Origin of the sequence: Variovorax sp. V116 (assembly GCF_041154435.1) — a bacterium.
Lineage (GTDB): Bacteria > Pseudomonadota > Gammaproteobacteria > Burkholderiales > Burkholderiaceae_C > Variovorax > Variovorax paradoxus.
Window position 1 is genome coordinate 3,337,191 of sequence record NZ_AP028661.1, and the last position, 25,089, is coordinate 3,362,279.

Sequence of the window (25,089 nt, forward strand, 5' to 3'; positions counted from 1 at the left end):
TTCAGCGCCCTTCGCCCCATCCTCCCCCACCCGGCGTTTCGATCACGAACACGTCCCCCGGCGCCATCTGCACCTGTCCGATGTGGTCCAACGTCTCGACCGTCCCGTCGACCCGCTCGACACGGTTGACACCCACCGCGCCAGCCTCCCCACCCGCACCGCCGAATGCGCCGTAGAGCCGGCCATTGCTGAGGATCGACGCCGTCATCGGCGCCAGGAAGCGCACGCGCCGCACGCCGCCGTCGCCGCCGCGCCAGCGCCCGGCTCCCCCTGAACCGGTGCGCAGGCGGTAGCTCTCAAGGCGCACCGGGTAGCGGAACTCCAGCACCTCGGGGTCCGTGAGGCGCGAGTTGGTCATGTGGGTCTGCACCACGCTCGTGCCGTCGAAGCCCGGGCCCGCGCCCGAGCCGCCCGAGATGGTTTCGTAGTACTGGTGCTCGCCGTCGCCGAAGGTGAAGTTGTTCATCGTGCACTGGCTCGCGGCCATCACGCCCAGCGCGCCGTAGAGCGCATTGGTCACGCAGCTCGAGGTTTCGACGTTGCCCGCCACCACCGCGGCCGGCGGCAGCGGGTTGAGCATGCAGCCGCCCGGCACGATCACCTCGATGGGCTTGAGGCAGCCCGCGTTGAGCGGAATGTCGTCGTCCACCAGCGTGCGGAACACATACAGCACGGCCGCCATGGTGATGGCCCGCGGCGCATTGAAGTTGTTGGCCAGCTGCGCGCTGGTGCCCGTGAAGTCGACCGTGGCCGAGCGCGCGACGGCATCCACCGTGACCCGCACGCGGATCTGCGCGCCGTTGTCCAGCGGCAGCGTGAACTCGCCGTTCTTCAGCGCCGTGATGACGCGGCGCACCGACTCCTCGGCGTTGTCCTGCACGTGGCCCATGTAGGCCGCCACCGTCTCGCGGCCGAACTGGGCGACCATGGCCTGGAGCTCCTGCACGCCCTTTTCGTTGGCGGCGATCTGCGCGCGCAGGTCGGCCAGGTTCTGCTCGATGTTGCGCGACGGGTGGGCGCCGCTTCCGAGCAGCGCGCGCAGTTCGGCTTCGCAGAGGCGCCCGCCCTCCACCAGCTTGAAGTTGTCGATCAGCACGCCCTCGTCGCCGATGGTGGCCGAGAACGGCGGCATCGAGCCCGGCGTGATGCCGCCCACGTCGGCATGGTGGCCGCGCGAAGCCACGTAGAACGACGGCCGTGCGTCGCCCGACTCCAGGTACACCGGCGTGACCACCGTGATGTCGGGCAGGTGCGTGCCGCCGTGGTAGGGGTCGTTCAGCACGAAGACGTCGCCGGGCTTCATGCCGGGGTTGCCGTCGATCACGGTCTTGATCGACTCGCTCATCGAGCCCAGGTGCACCGGCATGTGCGGCGCGTTGGCGATCAGGTTGCCCTCGACGTCGAACAGCGCGCAGGAGAAGTCGAGCCGCTCCTTGATGTTGACCGAATAGGCGGTGTTCTGCAGCCGCAGGCCCATCTGCTCGGCGATGTTCATGAAGAGGTTGTTGAACACCTCGAGCATCACCGGATCGGCGCTGGTGCCCAGGGCCTGCGTGGCGACGCGCGGGCGCACGCGGTGCAGCTGGATGCCGGCCGTGGTGGCGCGCGCCTGCCAGCCGGGCTCGATCACCGTGGTGGCGTTGCGGCCCGCGAGGATGGCGGGGCCGTCGATGGAAGCGCCGGGCTTGAGCGCCGCTTCGTCGAACAGCGCGGCATCGCGCCAGCCTGCGGCTTTTTCGTCAGCCTCGCAGTACATGCGCACGGCCGCGAGCGGTTCGGGTGCATGACTGGCCGCATCGGCCTGTGCGGCTGCGGGCGCTGCGCGCTCGCCAGTGCCCACCGCTTCGACCGTCACGGCCTCGATCACGAGCGCCCGCTCGGCCATCAGGAAGGCGAAGCGGCGGCGATAGCTGGCCTCGAACTCGCTCCGCATCGCCGCGATCGCGTCGTCGGCCGAACCCGCCATCGGCAGCGCGCAGGCCAGCGCGGTGTCGGTGCCTTCGTAGCGCAGCTGCACGCGGTGCACCGTGGCAATGGCCGCATCGGCCACGCCCTGCTCGCACAGTTCTCCTTTGGCCTGCGCCGCAAGAGTGGCTGCCGCATCGCGCGCCGCGGCCAGCCCCTGCGCATCGAGCCGGCGTTCCAGCGCCAGCTCGCGCATCGCGAGCTGGTCGGCCAGCCCCATGCCGAAGGCCGAGAGCACGCCCGCGAGCGGATGCAGGTAGACGCTGCGCATGCCCAGTGCATCGGCCACCAGGCAGGCGTGCTGGCCGCCTGCGCCGCCGAAGCACTGCAGCGTGTATTGCGTGACGTCGTAGCCACGCGCCACCGAAATGCGCTTGATGGCATTGGCCATGCTGGCCACGGCGATGCGCAGCGCACCGCTCGCCACTTCTTCGGCACCCACGGTGCGGCCCGTGGCTTCCGCCATGCGGCGCGCCATGGCTTCGAAGCCGCGCCGCGCGGCCGCGAGGTCGAGCGCTTCATCGGCGTTCGGCCCGAAGACATGCGGAAAATGCGAGGGCTGGATCTTGCCGAGCAGCACGTTCGCATCGGTGGTGGTGAGCGGACCGCCGCGCCGGTAGCTGGCCGGCCCCGGGTTGGCGCCGGCCGACTCCGGCCCCACGCGCAGCCGCGCGCCGTCGAAGGCAATGACCGAGCCGCCGCCCGCAGCCACGGTGTGGATGCTCATCATCGGCGCGCGCATGCGCACGCCGGCCACCTGGGTTTCGAAGGAGCGCTCGAACTCGCCGGCGTAGTGCGACACGTCGGTGGAAGTGCCGCCCATGTCGAAGCCGATCACGCGCGGATGGCCGGCGTCGAGCGCGGTGCGCACCATGCCGACGATGCCGCCGGCCGGGCCCGAGAGAATCGCGTCCTTGCCCTGGAAGCGGTCGGCCTGCGTGAGCCCGCCCGAACTCTGCATGAAGAACAGCGGCACGCCCGGCATCTGGCGCGACACCTGCTCCACGTAGCGCCGCAGAATCGGGCTCAGGTAGGCGTCGACCACCGTGGTGTCGCCGCGCGGCACCAGCTTCATGAGCGGGCTGGTCTTGTGCGACACCGACACCTGCGTGAAACCGATGGCGCGCGCGATGCGCTCGGCCGCGAGTTCGTGCGCGGCGTAGCGCCAGCCGTGCATGAAGACGATGGCGCAGGCGCGCAGGCCGGCATCGAAGGCTTCCTGCAGCGCGGCGCGCAGCGCGGGCTCGTCCAGCGGCTGCACGACGCCGCCCTGCGCATCCATGCGCTCGCCGGCCTCGATCACGCGCTGGTAGAGCAGCTCGGGCAGCACGATGCGGCGGTCGAAGAGCCGTGGCCGCGCCTGCGTGGCAATGCGCAGTGCATCGCGAAAGCCGGCCGTGGCGACCAGCACCGTCGGCTCGCCCTTGCGTTCCAGCAGCGCGTTGGTGGCCACCGTGGTGCCCATCTTCACGCACTCGACGCGCTCGGGGGTCACGGCCTCGCCGGGCGCGAGCTTCAGCAGGCGGCGGATGCCTTCGACGGCGGCGTCCTTGTACTGCTCGGGGTTCTCCGACAGCAGCTTGAGCGTGTGCAGGCCGCCCTCGGGATCGCGGCCGACCAGGTCGGTGAAGGTGCCGCCGCGGTCGATCCAGAACTGCCAGCGGGACGGGAGAAGGGAATGCGTGGTCATGAAGTCTTCGCGAAAAAGGAGAAAGAGGTCCGGATCAGTTCTGCCGCAGGTCGCGCCCGCGCGTCTCGGGCAGGCAGAGCGCCACGATCACCACCATGGCGTAGGCCACCGCGGCGCACACGCCGATGGCCGTGCCCAGCGAAAGGTGCATGCGGTCGCTCAGCACGCCGACCAGCGCCGGAAAGGTGGCGCCGATGCCGCGCCCGAAGTTGTAGCAAAAGCCCTGCCCGGAGCCGCGCAGCTCATTGGGAAAGAGCTCGGCCAGGAAGGCGCCCGCGCCGCTGAAGATGCCCGACATGAAGAAGCCGAGCGGAAAGCCCAGCAGCAGCATCAGCCCGTCGGTGATGGGCAACAGCGTGTAGGCATAGACCAGCGATCCGGCCCCCACCGCAAACAGGATGAAGGCGCGGCGCCGTCCGAGCCGGTCCGACAGGTAGGCGCCGCACAGGTAGCCGATGAAAGCGCCGATGATGAACATGAACTGGTAGCCGCCCGAGCCCAGCACCGTGAGATGGCGTTCATTCTTCAGGAAGGTGGGCAGCCAGACGCCGATCGCGTAGTAGCCGCCCTGCATGCCGGTGAACAGCAGGCTCGCGAGCACCGTGGTGCCCAGCATGCCGGGCTTGAAGATCGCGAGGAAATTGCCGCTGCGCTCGCCGCGCGCCACGGCAGCGCGGCTCTGCACGTAGATCTCCGGGTCGCGGATCGAGCGGCGGATGAACACGATCAGGATCGCCGGCAGCAGCCCCAGCAGGAACATCGCGCGCCACGAATACTCCGGCGGCAGGAAGGAGAAAAGCGCCATCGACACCAGCACCGCCGCGCCCCATCCGATGGCCCAGCTGCTCTGCACCAGGCCCACCGCCTTGCCCCGGTAGGCCGGCCGGATCATCTCGGCAATGAGCACCGAGCCCACCGCCCATTCGCCGCCGAAGCCCAGGCCCTGCAGCGTGCGTGCGATCAGCAGTTCTTCCGGCGTGCGCGAAAGGCCGCAGGCAAAGGTGAAGATGGCAAAGACCAGGATCGTGAGCTGCAGGATGCGCACGCGCCCGTACATGTCGGCCAGGATGCCGGCCACCCAGCCGCCGATGGCCGAGGCCACCAGCGTGGCGGTGCCGATCAGCCCCACCTCGGTCTTGCTCATGCCCCACAGCGACAGCAGGATGGGCGTGACCAGCGGCAGCGTGTAGTAGTCGAAGGCATCGACCGCGTAGCCGCTGAACGATGCGGTGAGCGTGCGCTTCTCGTTCGGGTTGAGCGTGCGCAGCCAGCTGCCTCCGGCTGGCGTGGCGTCGCCCGCCTGGGTGGCGTCGAGGGTGGTCTTCATGTGCTTGTCTCCTTGGGTTTTGAATGGGTCGAAAGCGCCGCGTCTAGAACGCGGCCAGCTGGCGGTGCAGCAGGTCGGTCACGAGCATCGAGCCCGGCGCGTGCGTGATGGCGAACGGCAGCCGGGCGGCGGCCAGCGCGGCCTGGGGCGTGACGCCGCAGGCCCAGAACACGGGCAGCTCGTCGGGCATGACCTCGACGGCGTCGCCGTAGTCGGGATCGGCGATCGAGCGGATGCCGATCAGCGCCGGATCGCCGATGTGCACCGGCGCGCCGTGCACGGCCGGAAAGCGCGAAGTGATCTGCACCGCGCGGATGGCGTCGGCCGCGCGCAGCGGGCGCATCGACACCACCATCGGCCCATGGAAGGCGCCGGCCGGCACGGTGGCCATGGAGGTGCGGTACATCGCCACGTTGCGGCCCTGCGCCACGTGGCGCAGCGCAATGCCCTCGGCCATCAGCGCATGCTCGAAGGTGAAGGAGCAGCCGATGACGAAGCTCACCAGGTCGTCGCTCCAGAGCGCGCGCACGTCGGTGGGTTCGTCCGCCAGCACGCCGTCACGCCACACGCGGTAGCGCGGCAGGTCGGTGCGGATGTCGATGTCCTCGCCGAGCGCCGGCAGCGCCGGGTCGCCGGCTTCCGAGACGCCGAGCAAGGGGCAGGGCTTGGGGTTGGCCTGGCAGAAGCGCAGGAAGTCGGCCGCGTGCGCCCGCGGCAGGATCACGAGGTTGCCCTGCACATGGGCGCTTGCGAGCCCGCTGGTGTGGGCGTTCAGCGCACCGCTGCGGCAGGCCTGGCGCACGGCCAGCGCGCTGCTGCCGGCGCCGGGCTGTTCTGCGAAGGATGGACGGTTCGACATTTGGCGTTTCCGATGCCCGAGGCATCGCTGTGGTGTGATGCGCCGGATTGTGGGAATCCGCGCTCACGAACGCCAACGCAAATTTTCTTTCTCAACCCATCGATTTTTTCGATGAACCCATGCGGTGCGAAGCGTGCACCACGGCGGAGCCGAGCGCGGCCTCGGGCAGCGGCGACGAGGGGTCGTCGCGGTAGCTCGCATAGATGGGCAGCGGCTCCAGCGTCACGTCGCAAGGCAGCACGCGCAGCGGCAGGCGCCGCGCCAGCGGCTCGACCACCGCGCGCGGCAGCCCGGCCACGCCGAAGCCCGCCTCCACCAGCTGCGCCATCGCCGAGATCGACGAGATCGCATGCACCCGCGGCGGCGGGCTGCCGGCCTCGCGGAACAGCTCGAGCAGCGCCACGTGCGGCTGCGAGCCGCGCTGGAAGGTCAGGAGGTCGAGCGAGAGCAGGTCCGGCAGGCGGTAGCGCCGCTTCAGGTGCAGCTCGCGGTGGCCGACGAAGCACATCGGCATCGGCGGCACGGCCCGCGTGCGCACGCCGTCGCCGGTGGCCGGCAGCGCGCCAAACACCAGGTCCTGCTTGCCGCGCTGCAGTTGGTCGACCAGCACCGGCGTGGTTTCGACGGTGAGCTCCAGTTCGAAGTCCGGATGCGTGGCCTGCATGTGCTTGAGCCAGCCCGTGAGCCAGCTGTGCACCACCGACTCGATGGCGCCCACGCGCAGCACCGCCTCGCGCACCGCGCCCGAGCCCATCTCGGCCTTGATGTGCATCTGCATCTCGAGCAGCTTCTGCGCGAAGGCATGGAAGCGCTGCCCTGCCACCGTGAGGCGGAACTGCTTGTCGCGCCGGTCGAGCAGCAGCACGCCCAACTCGCGCTCGAGCGCGGCAATGCGGCTGGACAGCGCCGACTGCGTGAGGTGCAGCTTCTCGGCCGCACGGGTGACGCTCTTGAGTGCCACGGCCCAGTGGAAGGCTTCGACGAATCGCAAGTTCATGGCGCGAGTGTCGCCTGAGCCGCGCATTCCGCTGCGCTATGCTCGTTGGCGAAGGAGACAAGACCACCATGCAGATCGTCATCACGGGCGGCGCCGGCTTCCTGGGCGCACGCCTTGCCCGCACCCTGCTCAGGCAGGGCGAGCTTTCGCTGGCCGGTGCGCCGGCACGCGCCATTTCCCGCATCACGCTGGTCGACCGCGCCGCGCCGCCGGCCGACCTCGCGGCCGACCCGCGCATCGGCACCGCACTCGGCGACCTGAACGAGCAGCTGGCTTCGCCCGACGCCTCGCTCTGGACCGGGGCCGACGCCATCTTTCACCTGGCCGCCGCGGTCAGCGGCGAATGCGAGGCCGATTTCGACCTGGGCATGCGCAGCAACTTCGCCGCCACGCACGCGCTGCTCGAAAAGGCGCGCGCGGTGGGCACCCGGCCGCTCTTGGTGTTTGCCAGCTCGCTCGCGGTGTTCGGCGATTCACCCGAGCAGCCGCTGCCGCCGGTGATCGAGGACCACACGCTGCCGACGCCGCAGACCAGCTACGGCATCCAGAAATTCATCGGCGAACAGCTGGTGGCCGACTACACGCGCAAGGGCTTCATCCGCGGGCGCAGCGTGCGGCTCATGACGGTGAGCGTGCGCCCCGGCCGGCCCAACGGCGCGGCGTCGGGCTTTTTCAGCGGCATGATCCGCGAGCCGCTCGCGGGCATCCGCGCGGCCTGCCCGGTGCCCGACGAGACGCCGGTGGCGATTGCGTCGCCGGCGCGCACGGTCGAAGGCATCCTTCGCGCCGCCGAGGCCAGCGACGGCGAATGGGGACCGCGCACCGCGCTCAACCTGCCCTCGCTTTCCACCACGGTGGGCGACATGGCCGCAGCCCTCGAGCGCGTGGCCGGCAAGGCCGCCACCGCCCTGCTCGACCGCACGCCCGATCCGGCCATCCAGCGCATCGTGAAGACCTGGCCCGGGCGCATCGAGACCGTTCGCGCCGGCAAGCTCGGGCTCACGGCCGACGCCAGCTTCGAGGCGGTGATCCGCGACTACGTCCGTGAAAATCCCGACGCGGTCAAACTGGTTATTGCGGCATAGTCATCGGTTGCGCGCAGAGCCGACGCTTTGCGACACCCCCTTTCCATCTCAGGAGACAGAAGAATGAAATTGACCCGACTGGCCGCCGGCCTGGTTCTGGGCATGGGCATGGCCTGCGCGGCCTTTGCGCAGACGACCATGAAGATCAGCATCTCGACCGCGCAGAACTCGCACCAGGGCGTGGCCATCGACACCTTCGCCAAGGAAGTCGAAAAGCGCACGGGCGGCCGCTACAAGGTCCAGACCTTCTACAACGGCTCGCTCGGCGGCGAGCGCGAATCGATCGAGGCGGTGCAGCTGGGCACGCAGGAGCTGGCTTTCTCCTCGACCGGCCCGGTGCCCAACTTCGTGCCCGAAACCAAGATCCTCGACGTGCCCTTCCTGTTCCGCGACAAGGCCCATGCGCGCGCCGTGCTCGACGGCCCGATCGGCCAGGACCTGCTCACCAAGTTCGACGCCAAGGGCTTCAAGGCGCTGGCCTGGGCCGAGAACGGCTTCCGCCACATGACCAACAGCAAGCGCGACGTGAAGGCGCCCGAGGACCTCAAGGGCCTGAAGATGCGCACCATGGAGAACCCGGTGCACATCGCCGCCTACAAGGGCTTCGGCATCATCACCACGCCCATGGCCTTCCCCGAAGTGTTCACCGCGCTCCAGCAGGGCACGGTCGACGGCCAGGAGAACCCGCTGCCGGTGATCATCTCCGCCAAGTTCGACCAGGTGCAAAAGCACCTTTCGCTCACGGGCCACGTCTATTCGCCCTGCATCTTCCTGATGAACAAGGCCTCGTTCGACAAGCTCAGCGCGGCCGACAAGCAGGCCTTCCTGGACGCCGCCAAGGAAGGCACCAAGGCCAACCGCGCCCGCGTGGACGAGGACGACGCCAAGGGCGTGGCCGACCTGCGCGCCAAGGGCATGACCGTGATCGAGAACGTCGACAAGGCCAAGTTCGTGGCCGCGCTCGCACCGGTGAATGCGCAGTTCGAGAAGGACTTCGGCAAGGCCAACCTCGACAAGATCCGCGACTACAAGTGAAAGAAAAATTCCTTGGCATCGAGCGCTGGACCACCGGCGCCTCGATGCTTGCCGCCTGCCTGATGCTGGTCATTGCATCGGCCCTGGGCGTGTTCCAGATCGTGACGCGCTTCGTGCTCGAGCAGCCCGCGGAGTGGAGCGAGATCCTGATCCGCGTGAGCCTGATCTGGATGGTGTTCCTGGGCATTCCGATGGCGTTTCGCCAGGGTGCCATGGTGAGCGTGGACGTGCTCTACCGCTGGAGCCCGCCGCGCGTCAAGCGCGTGCTCGACGCCGTGGTGAGCATTGCCGCGCTCATCCTGATGCTGGTCATTCTCTGGTGGGGCTGGGACTACGCGATGCGCGGCCGCGTGCAGTCGATGGCCGGCCTCGAAAGCCTGTCGATGATGTGGTCGTACCTGGCGCTGCCGGTCGGTTCCGTCTTCTGCCTGTTCGGCATCGTTGGGAATTTTCTCGATCCCAAGCGGCTTGAGCTGGAGACTGCGCAATGACGCCCGTGATGGTTGCAACGATGGTGCTGTGTTTTGCACTGTCGGTTTCTGTTGCAGTGTCCATCGGGCTCGCCTCGATCCTGGGCATCCAGGTGGCCAATGCCAACATGCTGATCTCCGTCAAGGAGATGTTCAATTCGATCAACAAGTTTCCGCTGGCGGCCATTCCGTTCTTCATCCTGGCCGGCAACCTGATGGAAACGGGCGGCATCTCGCGGCGGCTGGTCGAGTTTGCCAAGAGCATCGTGGGCGGCGTGCAGGGCGGCCTGCCGATGACCTGCGTGCTCACCTGCATGATCTTTGCGGCGGTGTCGGGCTCGTCGGTGGCCACCACCTTCGCCATTGGCGCGATCCTGATTCCGGCGCTCATCAAGCACGGCTACCCCACCGCCTACGCGGCCGCGCTGCAGGCCACCAGCGCCGAGCTCGGCGTGATCATCCCGCCCTCGATCCCGATGATCCTGTACGGCGTGAGCGCCGAGGTGTCGATCGGCGAGCTGTTCATCGCGGGCTTCGGCCCCGGCATTCTCATCAGCCTGGCGCTCATGCTGTTCGTCTGGGCCTTCTGCAAGTGGAAGGGCTGGGGCAAAAACGACGGCGACGGCCGCATGCCGTTTGGCAAGGCGCTGTGGCAGGCCGGCTGGGCGCTGCTGATGCCCGTCATCATCCTGGGCGGCATCTACGGCGGCATCTTCACGCCGACCGAAGCCTCGGCCGTGGCGGTGTTCTATGCGCTGGTGGTGGGCGTGGTGATCTACCGCGAGATCAAGCCCAAGGACCTGTACGTGATCCTGCGCAAGTCGGTGCTGTCGTCGGCGGTGATCATGTTCATCATCGCCAACGCGGGCCTGTTCGCGTTCCTGATCACGCGCGCGGGGGTGCCCGACGCCATCGGCCACTGGCTGCAGGAAGTGCTGAAGTCGCCCGCGATGTTCCTTCTGGGCGTGAACGCGGCGCTGTTCATCATCGGCATGTTCATCGAGACCAGCGCGGCCATCATCGTGCTCGCGCCCATCCTTGCGCCGGTGGCGGTGCACTTCGGCATCGACCCGGTGCACTTCGGGCTCATCATGGTGGTGAACCTCGCCCTGGGCATGATCACCCCGCCCTTCGGCGTGAACCTGTTCGCGGCCTGCACGGTGGCGCGCATCTCGCTGGACCGGATCGTGAAGTACCTGGTGCCCTTCGTGCTCGTGATCCTGGCCTGCCTGCTGGTGATCACCTACGTGCCGTGGATATCGCTGGCGCTGCGCGACCTGGTGTATGCCAAGTAGCTGAGACGGCGCGAAAAACAAGGAAGAAACGGCAGCCTGTTCGCAGGCTGCTTTTTTTTTGCGCTGCCGGGGCGCTGTAAGGCAAACGTTTCATGAAGATGTCACCGCTTGCAACGATGCTTCAGCCCTCGATCCCCAAAAGCTGTGGCGCCATGTTTCCCACCAAGACCGACAAGGCACGCGACGAACTCCAGGGCCGCCAGCGCACGCTGAGCCAGCGCGAGCGCGCCTTGCTGCTGATGGCAGACGGCCGGCGTTCGCTGACCGATTTCAGCCCGCTGTTCGCCAGCCGCACCGAAGCCGAGCAGGCGATCCAGGCGCTGATGCGCCAGGGCTATCTGCAGGACGCGCAGCCGGTGGCTGCCGCGGCGGCGCAGGCCGCGGCCCAGCCGCCCGCCCCGGTACCCGCGGCCGACCCGATCCAACTCGCCACCGCCGCCGACAACTTCGACGGCAAGCGCTCCCTGGCCACCACGCGCATGTTCCTGTTCGACATCTGCGAGCGCATGTTCGTGCGGCGCGACCCCAAGTTCGCGCTGCAGATGCGCGATGCCCTGCGCGAGGCGCGCGACCGCGGCGCGATGCTGACCATCGCCGCGCTGATGCTCACCGAGGTCGAGAAAACCGCCGGCGCCGAGCGGGCCGAATCGCTGCGCGAGCGCATCGACCGGCTGCTGCCGCCGGCCGAGACCGTGCACTGAGCCGCAGACCGGCCGCCCGCGATCCACTACACTCCCATGGTCAGGAGAGAGCCCCGCCAGCCGGGGCCGCCGAAGGCGCAGGGGTTTCCCGAACGCTCAGGCAAAAGGACTGACACAGCGTTGGCGCATGCCGGCGCTTCCTTGCTGGAGAGAGGCTGTTGCTTGCATCGACGCGATGCGCCGGCCCACCGAAGGAGCAAACCCCGATCGTGGGGCGAATCTCTCAGGTAAAGCGGACAGCAGGGGTGGCCCATGGCTCGCGCCATGGAATTCGTCTGCCCCTTTGGAGTGCCCCGTGGCCGCTTCCTCCGATTCCTCTTCCGCCGAACAACTCCTGAAGACCCCGCTGTACGGCCTGCACGTGGAGCTCGGTGCCCGCATGGTGCCCTTTGCAGGCTATTCGATGCCGGTGCAATACCCCGCCGGCCTCATGGCCGAGCACAGGCACACGCGCAACGCCGCCGGCCTGTTCGACATCTCGCACATGGGCCAGCTGCGCCTGGTCGGACCGGACGCCGCGGCCGCCTTTGAAACCCTGATGCCGGTCGACGTGATCGACCTTGCGCCCGGCAAGCAGCGCTACGGGCTGCTGCTGAACGACGAGGGCGGCATCCTCGACGACCTGATGTTCTTCAACGAAGGCCACGGCTCGATCTTCGTGATCGTCAACGGCGCCTGCAAGGTGGCGGACATCGCCCACATCCAGCAGAAGATCGGCGCACGCTGCGATGTGCAGCCCATGCCCGACCACGCGCTGCTCGCGCTGCAGGGCCCGCAGGCGGCCGCGGTGCTGGCGCGGCTGTCGCCGGGCATCGAGCGCTTCGTGTTCATGACCGGCGGCGCGGTGCAGATCGGCGGCATTCCGGCCTTTGCCACGCGCAGCGGCTACACCGGCGAAGACGGCTTCGAGATCTCGGTGGCCGGCCAGAATGCCGAGGCGCTGGCCCGCCTGCTGCTGGCCCAGCCCGAGGTCGAGCCCATTGGCCTGGGCGCGCGCAATTCGCTGCGGCTGGAAGCGGGGCTGTGCCTCTACGGCAACGACATCGACACCACCACCACGCCGGTCGAGGCCTCGCTCAACTGGGCGATCCAGAAGGTGCGCCGCACCGGCGGCGCGCGCGAAGGCGGCTTTCCGGGCGCGGCCCGGGTGCTGGCCCAGCTCGCCGCCGCCACGGCCGGCGCCGCGGGCCACACCGACCACGACACGCTGAAGCGCAAGCGCGTCGGCCTCGTGGCGCTGGAACGCGTTCCGGTGCGCGACGGCACGGTGCTGCAGTCCTTCGAAGGCAAGGACATCGGCTTTGTCACGAGCGGCCTGCTCGGCCCGACGGCCGACCGCCCGATCGCCATGGGCTACGTGGCCACCGCGTATTCCGAGCCCGGCACGCGCGTGCAGGCCATCGTGCGCGGCAAGCCGGTGCCGATGGAAGTCTCGACGCTGCCTTTCGTGCCGACGCGCTACTACCGCGGCTAGGCGCTGCGCCCCCGATCATCTTTTTTTCCACGAGGAGTTTTCCACCATGAGCATCAAGTACACCAAGGACCACGAATGGGTCTCGGCCGAAGGCAGCGCAGCCACCGTCGGCATCACCGTGCATGCGCAGGACGCGCTCGGCGACGTGGTCTTTGTCGACCTGCCCGAAGTCGGCAAGACCTTTGCCCAGGGCGAGGTGGCCGGTGTCGTCGAATCGGTCAAGGCCGCAGCCGATGTGTTCATGCCCGTGTCGGGCGAGATCACCGAAGTGAACGAAGCCCTGCGCGCCGATCCCTCGCTCGCCAACACCGACCCGCTGGCCGCCGGCTGGTTCTTCAAGGTCAAGCTCAGCGAGCCCGCGCAGCTCGACGCGCTGCTCGACGCGGCCAGCTACGACAAGTTCGCTGCCGAGTCCTGATCCGCCGAGTTCGCAAGCCGCCTTTTCCTCATCCCGAGCCTTCACCGCCATGCCGATTCCCGCCCTTCCCTCTTTGCAACAACTGGAGAACGCCGAAGAGTTTCTCGCCCGCCACATCGGCATCGATGCGGCGGACGAGGCGCGCATGCTGCCGGTGATCGGTTCGGAAACGCGCGCCGAGCTCATCGACGGCATCGTGCCCGCAGCCATCCGCCGCGCCAAGCCGATGCGGCTGCCGGCGCCCGCCACCGAGGCCGATGCACTGGCCGAGCTCAAGGCGATCGCGGCAAAGAACAAGGTCTTCAGGAGCTTCATCGGCCAGGGCTACTACGGCACGCACACGCCGGGCGTCATCCTGCGCAACGTGCTCGAGAACCCCGCCTGGTACACGGCCTACACGCCCTACCAGGCCGAGATTTCGCAGGGCCGCATGGAAGCGCTGCTCAACTTCCAGACCATGGTGTGCGACCTCACGGGCATGGCCATCGCCAATGCCTCGATGCTCGACGAAGCCACGGCGGCAGCCGAGGCGATGACGCTCGCCAAGCGCAGCGTCAAGAGCAAGAGCAACGTGTTCCTGGTGTCGGGCGACTGCCATCCGCAGACCATCGAGGTCATCAAGACGCGCGCCGCGCCGCTGGGCATCGAGGTGAAGGTGAGCACCGTGTCCGAGACGCTGCCGCACCTGATGGTGAGCGGCGAATTCTTCGGCGTGCTCGCGCAGTACCCCGCCACCACCGGCCACGTGCACGACCTGCGTCCGCTCGCGGGCCATGCGCACCAGTGCGACGCCGCCTTCTGCGTGGCCGCCGACCTGCTCGCGCTCACCTTGCTCGCGCCGCCCGGCGAATGGGACGCCGACATCGTCTGCGGCACCACGCAGCGCTTCGGCATGCCGATGTGCAACGGCGGCCCGCACGCGGCCTACCTGGCCTGCCGCGACGAGTTCAAGCGCTCGCTGCCGGGCCGCCTGGTGGGCGTGAGCGTCGACACCCACGGCCAGCCCGCCTACCGCCTTGCGCTGCAGACGCGCGAGCAGCACATCCGCCGCGAGAAGGCCACCTCCAACATCTGCACCGCGCAGGTGTTGCCGGCCGTGGTGGCCAGCATGTACGCCGTGTACCACGGCCCCGACGGCCTCACGCGCATTGCACAGCGCGTGGCTGCGCTCACGGCCATCCTCGCGCAGGGCCTCGCGCAGATGGGCCGCGAGCCGGTCAACGGCACCGCCTTCGATTCGCTGACCATCCGCACCGGCGACGACACGCCCAAGATCATCGAACGCGCCCAGGCCGCGGGCGTCAACCTGCGCCAGCGGCTGCAGCAGCACCTGGGCATCTCGCTCGACGAGACCACCACGCGCGCCGACATCGAAACGCTCTGGGCGCTGTTCGTGCCCGCCGGCACGCCGATGCCGCGCTTCGACGACCTGGCCAACGCTGTGCCGCGCCTGCCCGAGGACCTGCGGCGCACCAGCGCCTTTCTCACGCACCCGGTGTTCAACACCCACAAGAGCGAAACCGCGATGCTGCGCTACATCCGCAGCCTGTCGGACAAGGACCTGGCGCTCGACCGCAGCATGATCCCGCTCGGCAGCTGCACCATGAAGCTCAACGCGACCAGCGAGATGATCCCGATCACCTGGCCCGAGTTCGCGAACATCCATCCCTTTGCGCCGGCCGAGCAGCTGGTGGGCTACGCCCAGCTCGACGCGCAGCTGCGCGCCTGGCTCTGCGAAGCCACCGGCTACGCGGGCATCAGCCTGCAGCCCAACGCGGGCTCGCAGGGCGAATACGCCGGCCTGCTGGCCATCCGCTCCTTCCATGAGGCCAACGGCCAGGGGCACCGCAACATCTGCCTCATTCCTTCGTCGGCGCACGGCACCAACCCCGCGAGCGCACAGATGGTGGGCCTGCAGGTGGTGGTGACGGCCTGCGACGCGCAGGGCAACGTCGACATGGACGACCTCAGGCGCGCCTGCGAGAAGCACAGCGACAAGCTCGCGGCCGTGATGATCACCTACCCGAGCACGCACGGCGTGTTCGAAACCCGCGTGAAGGAGCTCTGCGAACTGGTGCATGAGCACGGCGGCCGCGTGTACGTGGACGGCGCCAACATGAATGCGCTGGTCGGCGTGGCCGCGCCGGGCGAGTTCGGCGGCGACGTCAGCCACCTGAACCTGCACAAGACTTTCTGCATTCCGCACGGCGGCGGCGGCCCGGGCGTGGGCCCGGTGTGCGTGGTCGAAGACCTCGTGCCCTACCTGCCGGGGCATGCGACGGCCGGCGTGGCATCGAACGGCGTCGGCGCCGTCTCGGCCGCGCCGCTGGGCAATGCGGCGGTGCTGCCGATCAGCTGGATGTACTGCCGCATGATGGGCGCCAAGGGCCTGCAGGCAGCGACCGAAATCGCGATCCTGAGCGCCAACTACATCAGCGCGCGCCTGAAGGATCATTACCCCACGCTGTACGCGAGCCCCAACGGCCACGTCGCGCACGAGTGCATCCTCGACCTGCGCCCGCTCAAGGACAGCAGCGGCGTCACCGCCGAGGACGTGGCCAAGCGGCTGATCGACTACGGCTTCCATGCGCCCACGCTGAGCTTCCCGGTGCCCGGCACGCTGATGGTGGAACCCACCGAGAGCGAGCCGCTGGCCGAACTCGACCGCTTCATCGACGCGATGATCGCGATCCGCGGCGAGATCCGCCGCGTCGAGGAAGGCGTCTGGCCGAAGGACGACAACCCGCTCAAGCATGCGCCGCACACCGCGGCCAGCCTGATGGCGGCGGAATGGCCGCACCCCTATTCGCGCGAACTCGGGGCGTTTCCGCTGGCGGAACTCAAGCTGGCCAAGTACTGGCCGCCGATCGGCCGCGTCGACAACGTGTATGGCGACCGCAACCTGTTCTGCAGCTGCGTGCCGGTGGGCGACTACAAGGAAACCGAGGAGGCCTGAAAAAGGCCGCTCAGGCTTCGCGGCGGTACATCGCCCATTTCACGGTGAGGATGTCCGCCGCGATCTTCGCGGCGTTGACGCCCGCGTAGCTTTGGGACGGATCGAATTCGAAGCCTTCCTTGTAGCACCTGACATGCGCGAAATCGCGGTCGAAGGTCATCGGTCCCATGAGTTCGGCGGGGTCGGTGCCCGCGGGAAGCGCCAGGAATTTCTCGGGATCGGTGGCACTCTGGTAGAGGTCGACGCTCATCAGGTTCATACGGGTGTCCTCGAAATCTGGGGATCCCGCGAATCATCCCCGGCATCCGCGCCGCATGCAATCGGCCCGCGCCTACACGGCGGCGCGCCACCGGGTCAGCGCTGCTGCTGCTTCTTCTTCAGCATCTCGCCGGTGGCGATCTGCTCGCGGAAGCCTCGCAGGCTGGCCTTCATCCTGCGCTCGTTCTCCAGCCCCATGCGCACCATGATCTTCTGGCCTGACGAGAGCGACTCGAGCTGCGGATCGGCGTATTCGTAGCGCACCCATGGCCGCTGCGAAGACACGTTGCCCTTCACCTCGACGAGGCGAACCGGCACTGGGCCGGCGGGCTCGGGCGCCTGCAGCAGATGGTCGATCACGGCGATGAGCCGGTCATTGAAGTAGCGCCCCGGATAGCCGAGGTCCTCATAGGCTTTCTGAAACAGCGGATAGAGCTGGGCGTAGGTCTTGGCCGCCTTGGCCGGATTGATCGACTCGGCAAGCTGCACGATGGGGGTGTAGCGAGCGGCATTGCCGGGTGCGATGGTCTGCGCCTCGCCCTTGCCCTGGGTGGTGAAGCGCTGCTTCGTCGGCTGCACCGGCCAGGTGCTCGCGGGCGACTGCTCGCGCGCGAGGTTGTCGACCGTGGCCACGAAGCGGCGCACGATGCCTTCGAACTGCAGGAAGTCCGCCACGTTCTTGCTGCCCATCAGGTCGACCAGCGCCTTCATCACGCGCGTATCGGAATCGGCGAGCTTGGGCAGCCCCGAAGCGGGCAGCGCGATCGCGTCGATCGGGTTCTGGGGCTCCGGGGATTCGGGCAGCGAGGGCGGCGGCGGTGCGGGCGCAAGCCCGTCGTTGGGGGCGGCGGCCACCGGCGGTTCGACCGGCAGCGGCGGTTGCTGCTGCTGCTGGTACCAGCGCCAGCCCAGGAATCCGGCGGCGATCGCCAGCAGCACGATGACGACGATGGTTCCGGTCGAGGTCTCGCGCCGCGGCCTGTACGCGGGCGCATCGTGCGGATCGCGCACGTCGGGAATTTCGGGGATGTCTCGGTCGGACATGTCTGCGGTTTCCTTTTTTGGAGGATTGCAATGGGAGACGAGCGGCTATGGTGCACCAGATCGGCACCCCGCCGCGGCGTCATCCCGTAACGCCCTGTGACGCGCTCCCGGCGCGAAAGTTCGCCCGCTAGGAGGCGCCCGCCGCCGAGCCGAGCGACTGCAGCCACGCCAGTGCGCCCTGCAGCTCGGCCGGGCGGATCTCGTGGCCGCCCGGAAAATCGGCCCCCGACAGGGCCAGCGGCAGGCCGCGCGCGAGTTCGCGCGACGCCTCTGCGGCGCTTGGCGGAATCACGTTGTCGGCGCTGCCGTGGCTCACCCACAGTGCCTTGCCCTCGAAAGCCTCGGGCGCCGCGATGTGCGCCGCCGCCTGTTGCAGCAGCCGGCCGTGCCACACCATTGCGGCGCGAACTTTCGCGGGCTGTGTCAGCAGCAGCGACAGCGCCATGATGCCGCCCTGGCTGAAGCCGCCGACCACCACGCGCTCAGGCGGCACGCCGAGCTGCTGCGACGCCGAGGCCACCATCTCGCCCACCAGGAAGCGGCTTTCGCGCTCCTGCTCCTCGTTGATGCGCCGCTCGCCATCAGGCAGCACCTCGAACTCGAACCACGCGTACGCATCGGGCGACAGCACATACGGCGCGCGCAGGCTCAGCACGTGAAACTGCGGCGGCATGAGCCGCGCAAGGCCGAACAGGTCCTGCTCGTTGCTGCCGACGCCGTGCATCAGCACCAGCAGCCAGGGCTCGCGCACGTTCGGCCCTGCGGCCTGCTCGAGAAACTTGAAAGGCAGGTGGAGTTGCGTCATGAAGTCAGGCCGTAAGAGATTGAAAACCTTGCGCCAAGGCGCGCGTGATCTCGGCGGCCGGCAGCTCGCGGCAGCCGGTGGCATTCTGCCCCGACCACAGCGGAGAAAAATCGCCGCTGCCCTGCGCCTCGGCCTTGGCGCGCAAGGGCGCAATGCCCGAGGTGGCCAGCGGAAACTCGGGCGCCGCCGCACCGATCGGCCCCAGCTCGCGCATCACGCGGTTCACGATGCCGCGCGCGGGGCGGCCCGTGAAGAGATTGGTCAGCGCCGTGTGGCGCGCGGCCTGGCTCTTGAGCGCCGCGCGGTGCGCGGCGCTGGTGGTCGCCTCCGGCGCCAGCAGATAGGCGGTGCCGACCTGCACGCCCGCAGCGCCCAGCGCCATGGCCGCGGCCACGCCTGCTGCATCGGCAATGCCGCCGGCCGCGATCACCGGCACCTTCACGGCATGCACCAGCTGCGGCAGCAGCGCAAAGGTGCCGAGCTGCCTCGTCAGGTCGTGCGACAGGAAATGGCCGCGATGCCCGCCGGCCTCCAGCCCTTGCGCGATGACCGCATCCACGCCACGCGCTTCGAGCCACCGCGCCTCCTCGACCGTGGTGGCCGAGGCCAGCACCTTCGCACCCCAGCCGTGCACCTGCGCCATCAGCGCCTCCGAAGGCAGCCCGAAATGAAAGCTCACCACCTCCGGGCGGAACTCTGCCAGCACAGTGGCCACGTCGGCACTGAACGGGTTGCGCCCGGGGCCGGTGGGGATGCTCGCAGCATCGATGCCGAACTCGGTGTAGTACGGTGCCAGCGCGCTGCGCCATGCCGCCTCGCGCTCGGCGCTCGGCTCCGGCGGCGTGTGGCAGAAGAAGTTGACGTTGAAGGGCTTGCCGGTGCCGGCCCGGATTGCGGCGAGCTCGCTGCGCATGGTGTCGGGGCCCAGCATGGCGCAGGGCAGCGAGCCGAGGCCGCCGGCGTTGCTGACCGCAATGGCCATGGCGCTGCCCTGCACGCCCGCCATGGGTGCCTGGATCAGCGGCAGATCGGTGCCGAGGAGTTGCTGCAAGGGAGTGGTCATGTCGGATGTTCCTTCTGGATGCGCCGTGCGCGCCAGCGCCTATTTTGCGGCGAAGCCCAAAGCCCTGCGTTCAGCCGGCAGGCGCTGCGGGAAGCCGCTTCTCCAGCAGGCGCAGGCCGATGGCCATCGCGATGAAGACAGCCGCGACGGCCGCCGAATTGAGCGCTGCGCGTGCAAACCCGAGTTGGCCCACGTCCATGAACGGATACGGGTACCAGCTCACGAACGCACCGCGCACGAAGGTGTAGACGATCCATGCGAGCGGCAGCAGCACGGCCCGCCCGACGGTGCCGCGGTCGGTGCGCGGCCGCGGTCCGACCAGGGCCCAGCCGAGCACCGTGAACACCGGCGTCACCGTGTGAAGCAGGAAGTTGGCAAGCTGCCCCGAGGGCGTGAGCTCGCGCAGCCCCGTGAGCACCGTGTGGAACACGATGCCCGTGACCGCGATGCAGAGCACCGCCGTGAGCCGCAGCACCCGGAACAGCCGCCCGTCGTGCGCGGGACGAAAGGCGAGCAGCGCGCAGACGCCGCCGACGAGCAGGTTCGAATCGATGGTGAAGTAGCTGAACAGCCGAACGAAGCGCTCCAGATGCGTGGGCGCGATGCCGGGGCCGCCACTGATCGCCGCGCTCAGCTCGAGGCCGATTCCCCCGGCCGCGGCCAGCGCCACCACGCCGTGCAGAAAGCGCGCGAGCGCAATGGGGCCCCAGGCGGCTTGCGGTGCGGTCTTGGCGATATCCGGTTGTGGCGGCATGTGAACCTCCAAAGCTTGGCGCATCGAGAGTATGCCGAAGTGAATGCTTTCAATTTCTTGCCGCTTCGGCATGGATCCATTGCAGGAAGGCCGCGACCGATGACCGCTTGGCGTGCCGTGGTGGATACACCGCAAAGTGCGCCTTGACCTTGATCGCCTGATCAAGGCCGAACACGGGCCTGAGCTTGCGCTCGGCAATGTGCCTTGCGGCAATCGTCGCACTTTCAAGCGCAACGCCCAGGCCTTGGGTGGCTGCATCGAGCGACATCTGCGCCCGATCGAAACGAATGGCAAACCTGTCGGGCGCCCGCTTGTCGCTGAACTGTCCGAACCAGTCCGACCACTGCACCACGCTGACGTTGCTCTGGATCAGCTTCACGCCGCCGAGCTGTTCGATGCGCTTCAAGCCGTGCTGCCGGATGAATGCAGGACTCGCGAGCGGCACGATGCGCTCCTCGAACAGGGGTTCTACCACCAGGTCGGGCCAGTTCGGTATTCCATAGCGGATGTCGATGTCGGCCTGGCCCAGGGCGAAATCGCTGGTTGTGTGCGCGGCCGACAGGTTCAGCGAAATGTCCGGGTAAGCCTGCGCAAAGCCACGCAGCCGCGACATCAGCCAAAGGCTCGCAATGCTGGGCGCCGAGTGCACATACAGGCTGTTGCTCACGCCTTGGCGCAGATCGTCGGTTGCCGATGCGATGGCCAGCAACGCGCCGCCAACTTTCGACAAGTACATGTCGCCCGCGGCGCTGAGCCGCACGCCGTGGGCGCTGCGCTCGAACAGCCGCACACCGAGATGCGCTTCGAGGCGCGACACCTGATGGCTGATCGCCGAAGCAGTGAGGTGGAGTTCCGACGCCGCAAGGGCAAAGCTTCTTCTTCGTGCCACCGCTTCGAAGGCCTGCAGGTTGGTCACGGCGGGCAGTGTGGACATAGGGTCAACCCGGTCGTTAGATGACAAACTGTCATCTTAGGCTGAAAACACATCGCTTGTCGTCATGCATTGGTCCGACGACCATCGCCAACCACACCACTCTGGAGACAAATCGATGCTGCTCAAGGACAAGATCGTCGTCATTACCGGCGGCGCCGGCGTCAACGGCCTCGGGTTCGCCACGGCGCGCCTGATGGCGGCCCATGGCGCCCGTGTCGCGGTGCTCGACCTGGAGCGCGCCGCCCCTGCGGCGGCGGCCGCGCAACTCGGCCCCGCGCATCTTGGAATCGTTGCCGACGTGACCGACAAGGCCTCTTGCGATGCCGCCGCCGCGACTGTGCTGAAGGCATTCGGCCGCATCGACACGCTGGTCAACAACGCAGGCATCACACAGCCGGTCAAGACGCTCGAGATCAGCGGTGCGGACTATGACCGCATCCTCGACGTCAGCCTGCGGGGCACGCTGTACATGTCGCAGGCGGTTCTGCCTTCCATGCAGCAACAGGGCGGCGGATCGATCGTCTGCATCTCGTCGGTTTCCGCGCAGCGCGGCGGGGGCATCCTGGGCGGTCCGCACTACTCGGCGGCCAAGGCCGGCGTGCTTGGCCTGGCACGCGCCATGGCGCGGGAGTTCGGCCCCGAAGGCATCCGGATCAACAGCATCACGCCCGGCCTGATCGGCACCGACATCATCAAGGGCAGGCTCACCGAAGAGAAAAAGGCCGAGATCGCCGAGACCATTCCGCTCGGCCGGCTGGGCCGCGCCAACGACATCGCCGGCGCCTGCGTCTTCCTTGCCAGCGATCTGTCGCTGTACTGCACGGGGATCACGCTCGACGTGAATGGCGGCATGTTGATCCATTGAGCCCCTGCGCCCCTGAGCCAGCGATCCCTTTTCATTTCTACAACCAGGAGACGACAACCATGACCGAGCCCAAGCCCATCCCCGCGAAACTCAATCGCCGCCTACTGCTGGCCGCAGGCGCAGCGCTGCCCCTGTTTTCGATCGTCACGCGCCGCGCGGATGCTGCCGAGTTCGAACTCAAGTACGCCACCGGACAGGATCCGACCCACCCGGTCAACTTGCGCGCCAAGGAAGCGCATGACCGCATCCGGGAAGCCACCTCGGGCCGGGTCAACATCAAGCTCTTTCCGGCCAATCAATTGGGCAGCGACACGGACCTGCTGGCGCAAGTGCGAAACGGCTCGGTCGAGTTCTTCAATCTCTCCTCGCTGATCCTGTCGACCTTCGTGCCTGTCTCGGGCATCACGAGCGTGGGCTTTGCCTTCAAGGGCTACGACGATGTCTGGAAGGCGATGGACGGCGACCTGGGCAACCACATTCGAGCCGAGATCGCGAAGACACCCATCTTCACCGTCTCGCGGATCTGGGACAACGGCTTCCGCCACGTCACATCGTCCGGGCGCGAGATCAAGTCCGCAGCCGACCTGAAGGGCTTCAAGGTGCGGGTGCCTCCCGCACCTCCGCTGACCTCGCTGTTCAAGGCGCTGGACGCCGCTCCATCGCCGATCAACTTCAACGAGGTCTACACCGCCTTGCAGACCAAGGTGGTGGAAGGCCAGGAGAATCCGCTCGCCATCATCTCGACCGCGCGGCTCTACGAAGTCCAGAAGACCTGCAGCCTGACCGGCCATGTCTGGGACGGCTACTGGGTTCTTGGCAACAAGCGCGCATTCCAGAAGCTGCCATCGGACGTCCAGCAGGTCATCACGCGAGAGATCGACAAGTCCGCCATCGATCAGCGGGCCGACGTTGCCAGGCTCAGCAGCAGCCTGGTGTCCGACCTCAAGGCCAAGGGCGTCGGCTTCATCGACGTGCAGCAGGAAGACTTCCGCAACAAGCTGGCGAGCACGGGCTTCTACGGCGAATGGAAGTCGAAGTACGGCGCTGCGCCTTGGGATCTCCTGGAGAAAGTCTCCGGCAAGCTCGGCTGATCGACCGCCGTCCGCCGCGTGAAAGAAAACCATGAACATCCCTAGTGACGAGCCCGGCGCTGCCGGGAGCATGGCTGCGCCGGACCGGCGCGGACCGCTCGCATGGCTCGAGACCTTGAACAAGGCGCTGGCCATGCTGGTTGAGATCCCGGCCGCGCTGCTGGTGCTGGCCGAGGTCGTTGTGCTTCTTGCCGGCGTGACCAGCCGCTACGTGTTTCACGAGCCGCTGGTGTGGTCTGACGAACTGGCTTCGATCCTCTTCCTCTGGCTGGCGATGCTCGGCTCGATCGTTGCGTTCCAGCGCGGCGAGCACATGCGCATGACGGCGATCGTGGGCAAGCTCGATTCGCGCAAACGGGCCTTCCTGGACCTGATCGCCATCGCTGCGGCCATTGCCTTCCTTGCATTTGTCGTTCACCCTGCCTACGAGTTCGCGCAGGACGAGGTCTTCGTCACGACGCCGGCCATGGGCATCCCCAACTCCTGGCGGGCATCGGCGCTGCCGGTCGGCCTCGGACTGATGCTGCTGGTCGGCGTCATCCAGATCCTGCGCATCGGCCGATGGAAGGATGCGTGCCTGGCGCTGGGCCTGGTCGCCGTGGTCATTGGAGGAATGGCACTGGCCGGACCCCTGCTGGTGCCGCTGGGCAACTGGAATCTCCTCCTCTTCTTCGTGTTCGGCGTGGGTGCCATGGTGCTGCTGGGCCTGCCGATCGCGTTCTCGTTCGGACTGGCGACCTTTGGCTACATCGCGCTGACGACCGCCACGCCAACGGTGGTGGTCGTGGGCCGGATGGACGAAGGCATGAGCCATCTCATCCTGCTCGCGGTTCCGCTGTTCGTCCTGCTCGGCCTGCTCATCGAGATGACCGGGATCGCGCGCGCCATGGTCAGCTTCCTGGGCAGCCTGCTGGGACACGTGCGCGGCGGGCTCTCTTATGTGCTGATCGGCGCGATGTATCTGGTCTCGGGCATTTCGGGATCCAAGGCTGCCGACATGGCGGCCGTGGCACCGGCACTCTTCCCCGAGATGCGCAAGCGGGGCGCGAAGCCTGGCGATCTGGTCGCATTGCTCTCCGCAACCGGCGCGCAAACCGAAACGATTCCGCCCTCACTGGTGCTGATCACGATCGGTTCCGCGACGGGTGTCTCGATTGCGGCCCTCTTCACGGGCGGCCTGCTGCCCGGAGTGGTGGTCGGCGCGACCTTGGCCGCACTCGTGTGGTGGCGCTATCGGGGCGAGGACCTGTCGGGCGTGCGCAAGGCGAGCGGCCGCGAGATCGCCAGGTCGTTCCTGATCTCGATCCCTGCCCTTGCGCTGCCCGTCGTCATCCGCGCAGCGGTGGTCGAGGGCGTTGCAACGGCGACGGAAGTGTCCACCATCGGCATCGTCTACGCGGTGATCGCCGGACTTCTTGTGTACCGCCAGTTCGACTGGAAGCGGATCTATCCGATGCTGGTCAGCACTGCGTCGCTTTCCGGCTCGATCCTGTTCATCATCGGTGCTGCCACCGGCATGGCCTGGGCGCTGACTCAATCGGGATTCTCGAGCGCGCTGGCGGACACGATGAAGGCGCTGCCGGGCGGCGCCATCACCTTCATGGCGGTATCGGTTGTTGCCTTCATCATTCTCGGATCGGTGCTGGAGGGCATCCCGGCCATCGTGCTGTTGGGTCCTCTGCTGTTTCCCATTGCGCGCCAGGTCGGCATCCACGAAGTGCACTACGCGATGGTCGTGACCCTCGCGATGGGCATCGGCCTCTTCGCACCGCCGTTCGGCGTCGGGTACTACGCGGCCTGCGCCATCAGCCGGATCCATCCGAACGAGGGCATGAAGCCGATCGTCGGCTACATGGTCGCCTTGTTCATCGGAACGGTGGCCGTGGCCGCAATTCCCTGGATCTCGATCGGATTCCTCTGACATGCGCACGCAGGAACACGGACCGCCCGGGCGGCCGCCTCTCGCGATCGTCGCGCCCCACCTTTTCTACACACTTTTTCCA

General features: G+C 67.8%; 21 protein-coding genes and 2 riboswitches. Of the genes, 11 read left to right on the forward strand and 10 right to left on the reverse strand.

The window, feature by feature from the left end; genetic code table 11:
- Window position 1: 1 nt before the first annotated feature.
- From ACAM58_RS15910 to ACAM58_RS15925, 4 genes are all read right to left on the reverse strand, one after another.
- Window positions 2–3,655: a hydantoinase B/oxoprolinase family protein gene (locus ACAM58_RS15910; protein ID WP_012748388.1), complete on the reverse strand. Its 3,654-nt coding sequence runs from the start codon at window positions 3,653–3,655 to the stop codon at window positions 2–4.
- A 34-nt stretch (window positions 3,656–3,689) separates the two neighbouring features.
- Entirely contained in the window at window positions 3,690–4,982 is a 1,293-nt protein-coding gene (locus tag ACAM58_RS15915; protein ID WP_012748389.1) for an MFS transporter, read from the reverse strand.
- A gap of 43 nt (window positions 4,983–5,025) precedes the next feature.
- Window positions 5,026–5,841: a putative hydro-lyase gene (locus tag ACAM58_RS15920; RefSeq protein WP_012748390.1), complete on the reverse strand. Its 816-nt coding sequence runs from the start codon at window positions 5,839–5,841 to the stop codon at window positions 5,026–5,028.
- Window positions 5,842–5,932: 91 nt separating this feature from the next.
- On the reverse strand, window positions 5,933–6,838 hold the full coding sequence (locus tag ACAM58_RS15925; protein ID WP_012748391.1) for a LysR family transcriptional regulator: 906 nt from the start codon (window positions 6,836–6,838) through the stop codon (window positions 5,933–5,935).
- A gap of 68 nt (window positions 6,839–6,906) precedes the next feature.
- Here ACAM58_RS15925 and denD point away from each other — a divergent pair, with 68 nt between their 5' ends.
- From denD to gcvP, 8 genes are all read left to right on the forward strand, one after another.
- Window positions 6,907–7,923: a D-erythronate dehydrogenase gene (gene denD, locus ACAM58_RS15930; RefSeq protein ID WP_041945701.1), complete on the forward strand. Its 1,017-nt coding sequence runs from the start codon at window positions 6,907–6,909 to the stop codon at window positions 7,921–7,923.
- Between the two features lie 63 nt (window positions 7,924–7,986).
- Window positions 7,987–8,958, forward strand: a complete 972-nt coding sequence (locus tag ACAM58_RS15935; protein ID WP_012748393.1) for a TRAP transporter substrate-binding protein — start codon at window positions 7,987–7,989, stop codon at window positions 8,956–8,958.
- A complete protein-coding gene (locus ACAM58_RS15940; RefSeq protein ID WP_012748394.1) occupies window positions 8,955–9,449 on the forward strand; it encodes a TRAP transporter small permease in 495 nt (164 codons plus the stop codon). Before ACAM58_RS15935 ends, ACAM58_RS15940 begins: the two co-directional genes overlap by 4 nt.
- Window positions 9,446–10,723 carry a TRAP transporter large permease gene (locus ACAM58_RS15945; RefSeq protein ID WP_012748395.1) on the forward strand — a complete coding sequence of 426 codons (1,278 nt, stop codon included), beginning with the start codon at window positions 9,446–9,448 and terminating at the stop codon, window positions 10,721–10,723. Before ACAM58_RS15940 ends, ACAM58_RS15945 begins: the two co-directional genes overlap by 4 nt.
- Window positions 10,724–10,875: 152 nt before the next feature.
- Window positions 10,876–11,424: a hypothetical protein gene (locus tag ACAM58_RS15950; protein WP_369663088.1), complete on the forward strand. Its 549-nt coding sequence runs from the start codon at window positions 10,876–10,878 to the stop codon at window positions 11,422–11,424.
- Between the two features lie 31 nt (window positions 11,425–11,455).
- Window positions 11,456–11,546: riboswitch (glycine riboswitch) on the forward strand.
- Window positions 11,547–11,558: 12 nt separating this feature from the next.
- Window positions 11,559–11,674: riboswitch (glycine riboswitch) on the forward strand.
- Window positions 11,675–11,719: 45 nt separating this feature from the next.
- Window positions 11,720–12,898 carry a glycine cleavage system aminomethyltransferase GcvT gene (gene gcvT, locus ACAM58_RS15955; protein ID WP_012748397.1) on the forward strand — a complete coding sequence of 393 codons (1,179 nt, stop codon included), beginning with the start codon at window positions 11,720–11,722 and terminating at the stop codon, window positions 12,896–12,898.
- Between the two features lie 46 nt (window positions 12,899–12,944).
- Window positions 12,945–13,316 carry a glycine cleavage system protein GcvH gene (gene gcvH, locus ACAM58_RS15960; RefSeq protein ID WP_012748398.1) on the forward strand — a complete coding sequence of 124 codons (372 nt, stop codon included), beginning with the start codon at window positions 12,945–12,947 and terminating at the stop codon, window positions 13,314–13,316.
- A gap of 49 nt (window positions 13,317–13,365) precedes the next feature.
- Window positions 13,366–16,272, forward strand: coding sequence for an aminomethyl-transferring glycine dehydrogenase (gcvP, locus tag ACAM58_RS15965; protein WP_012748399.1), 2,907 nt, complete (start codon window positions 13,366–13,368; stop codon window positions 16,270–16,272).
- Window positions 16,273–16,282: 10 nt separating this feature from the next.
- Here the strand turns inward: gcvP and ACAM58_RS15970 are convergent, their stop codons facing one another.
- From ACAM58_RS15970 to ACAM58_RS15995, 6 genes are all read right to left on the reverse strand, one after another.
- Complete coding sequence (locus tag ACAM58_RS15970; protein ID WP_012748400.1) at window positions 16,283–16,531, reverse strand: hypothetical protein; 249 nt, start codon at window positions 16,529–16,531, stop codon at window positions 16,283–16,285.
- Between the two features lie 95 nt (window positions 16,532–16,626).
- Window positions 16,627–17,574: a DUF3014 domain-containing protein gene (locus ACAM58_RS15975; protein WP_012748401.1), complete on the reverse strand. Its 948-nt coding sequence runs from the start codon at window positions 17,572–17,574 to the stop codon at window positions 16,627–16,629.
- Window positions 17,575–17,701: 127 nt separating this feature from the next.
- Window positions 17,702–18,379: an alpha/beta hydrolase gene (locus ACAM58_RS15980; protein ID WP_012748402.1), complete on the reverse strand. Its 678-nt coding sequence runs from the start codon at window positions 18,377–18,379 to the stop codon at window positions 17,702–17,704.
- 4 nt (window positions 18,380–18,383) lie between these two features.
- The gene (locus ACAM58_RS15985) at window positions 18,384–19,442 is read right to left on the reverse strand and encodes an NAD(P)H-dependent flavin oxidoreductase (protein WP_369663089.1); all 1,059 of its coding nucleotides are present in this window, start codon (window positions 19,440–19,442) and stop codon (window positions 18,384–18,386) included.
- 70 nt (window positions 19,443–19,512) lie between these two features.
- Window positions 19,513–20,196: a Pr6Pr family membrane protein gene (locus ACAM58_RS15990; protein ID WP_012748404.1), complete on the reverse strand. Its 684-nt coding sequence runs from the start codon at window positions 20,194–20,196 to the stop codon at window positions 19,513–19,515.
- 49 nt (window positions 20,197–20,245) lie between these two features.
- Window positions 20,246–21,130 (reverse strand): LysR substrate-binding domain-containing protein, encoded by an 885-nt coding sequence (locus tag ACAM58_RS15995; protein WP_012748405.1) that lies wholly within the window; start codon window positions 21,128–21,130, stop codon window positions 20,246–20,248.
- Between the two features lie 115 nt (window positions 21,131–21,245).
- Between ACAM58_RS15995 and ACAM58_RS16000 the strand changes: the two genes are divergently transcribed.
- Genes ACAM58_RS16000 through ACAM58_RS16010 form a run of 3 tightly spaced genes read left to right on the forward strand, consistent with a single transcriptional unit; the run spans window position 21,246 to window position 25,007 of the window.
- Window positions 21,246–21,995, forward strand: coding sequence for an SDR family NAD(P)-dependent oxidoreductase (locus ACAM58_RS16000; protein WP_012748406.1), 750 nt, complete (start codon window positions 21,246–21,248; stop codon window positions 21,993–21,995).
- 59 nt (window positions 21,996–22,054) lie between these two features.
- On the forward strand, window positions 22,055–23,086 hold the full coding sequence (locus ACAM58_RS16005) for a TRAP transporter substrate-binding protein (protein ID WP_369663090.1): 1,032 nt from the start codon (window positions 22,055–22,057) through the stop codon (window positions 23,084–23,086).
- Between the two features lie 31 nt (window positions 23,087–23,117).
- The gene (locus tag ACAM58_RS16010; protein ID WP_012748408.1) at window positions 23,118–25,007 is read left to right on the forward strand and encodes a TRAP transporter large permease subunit; all 1,890 of its coding nucleotides are present in this window, start codon (window positions 23,118–23,120) and stop codon (window positions 25,005–25,007) included.
- The last annotated feature ends 82 nt before the right edge of the window (window positions 25,008–25,089 follow it).

Bases quoted from the DNA above. Each gene is read 5' to 3' on its own strand.
- ACAM58_RS15910 (WP_012748388.1), bottom strand. From the start codon at position 3,655: ATGACCACGCATTCCCTTCTCCCGTCCCGCTGGCAGTTCTGGATCGAC.
- ACAM58_RS15915 (WP_012748389.1), bottom strand. From the start codon at position 4,982: ATGAAGACCACCCTCGACGCCACCCAGGCGGGCGACGCCACGCCAGCC.
- ACAM58_RS15920 (WP_012748390.1), bottom strand. From the start codon at position 5,841: ATGTCGAACCGTCCATCCTTCGCAGAACAGCCCGGCGCCGGCAGCAGC.
- ACAM58_RS15925 (WP_012748391.1), bottom strand. From the start codon at position 6,838: ATGAACTTGCGATTCGTCGAAGCCTTCCACTGGGCCGTGGCACTCAAG.
- denD (WP_041945701.1), top strand. From the start codon at position 6,907: ATGCAGATCGTCATCACGGGCGGCGCCGGCTTCCTGGGCGCACGCCTT.
- ACAM58_RS15935 (WP_012748393.1), top strand. From the start codon at position 7,987: ATGAAATTGACCCGACTGGCCGCCGGCCTGGTTCTGGGCATGGGCATG.
- ACAM58_RS15945 (WP_012748395.1), top strand. From the start codon at position 9,446: ATGACGCCCGTGATGGTTGCAACGATGGTGCTGTGTTTTGCACTGTCG.
- ACAM58_RS15950 (WP_369663088.1), top strand. From the start codon at position 10,876: ATGTTTCCCACCAAGACCGACAAGGCACGCGACGAACTCCAGGGCCGC.
- gcvH (WP_012748398.1), top strand. From the start codon at position 12,945: ATGAGCATCAAGTACACCAAGGACCACGAATGGGTCTCGGCCGAAGGC.
- gcvP (WP_012748399.1), top strand. From the start codon at position 13,366: ATGCCGATTCCCGCCCTTCCCTCTTTGCAACAACTGGAGAACGCCGAA.
- ACAM58_RS15970 (WP_012748400.1), bottom strand. From the start codon at position 16,531: ATGAACCTGATGAGCGTCGACCTCTACCAGAGTGCCACCGATCCCGAG.
- ACAM58_RS15975 (WP_012748401.1), bottom strand. From the start codon at position 17,574: ATGTCCGACCGAGACATCCCCGAAATTCCCGACGTGCGCGATCCGCAC.
- ACAM58_RS15980 (WP_012748402.1), bottom strand. From the start codon at position 18,379: ATGACGCAACTCCACCTGCCTTTCAAGTTTCTCGAGCAGGCCGCAGGG.
- ACAM58_RS15985 (WP_369663089.1), bottom strand. From the start codon at position 19,442: ATGACCACTCCCTTGCAGCAACTCCTCGGCACCGATCTGCCGCTGATC.
- ACAM58_RS15990 (WP_012748404.1), bottom strand. From the start codon at position 20,196: ATGCCGCCACAACCGGATATCGCCAAGACCGCACCGCAAGCCGCCTGG.
- ACAM58_RS15995 (WP_012748405.1), bottom strand. From the start codon at position 21,130: ATGTCCACACTGCCCGCCGTGACCAACCTGCAGGCCTTCGAAGCGGTG.
- ACAM58_RS16000 (WP_012748406.1), top strand. From the start codon at position 21,246: ATGCTGCTCAAGGACAAGATCGTCGTCATTACCGGCGGCGCCGGCGTC.
- ACAM58_RS16005 (WP_369663090.1), top strand. From the start codon at position 22,055: ATGACCGAGCCCAAGCCCATCCCCGCGAAACTCAATCGCCGCCTACTG.
- ACAM58_RS16010 (WP_012748408.1), top strand. From the start codon at position 23,118: ATGAACATCCCTAGTGACGAGCCCGGCGCTGCCGGGAGCATGGCTGCG.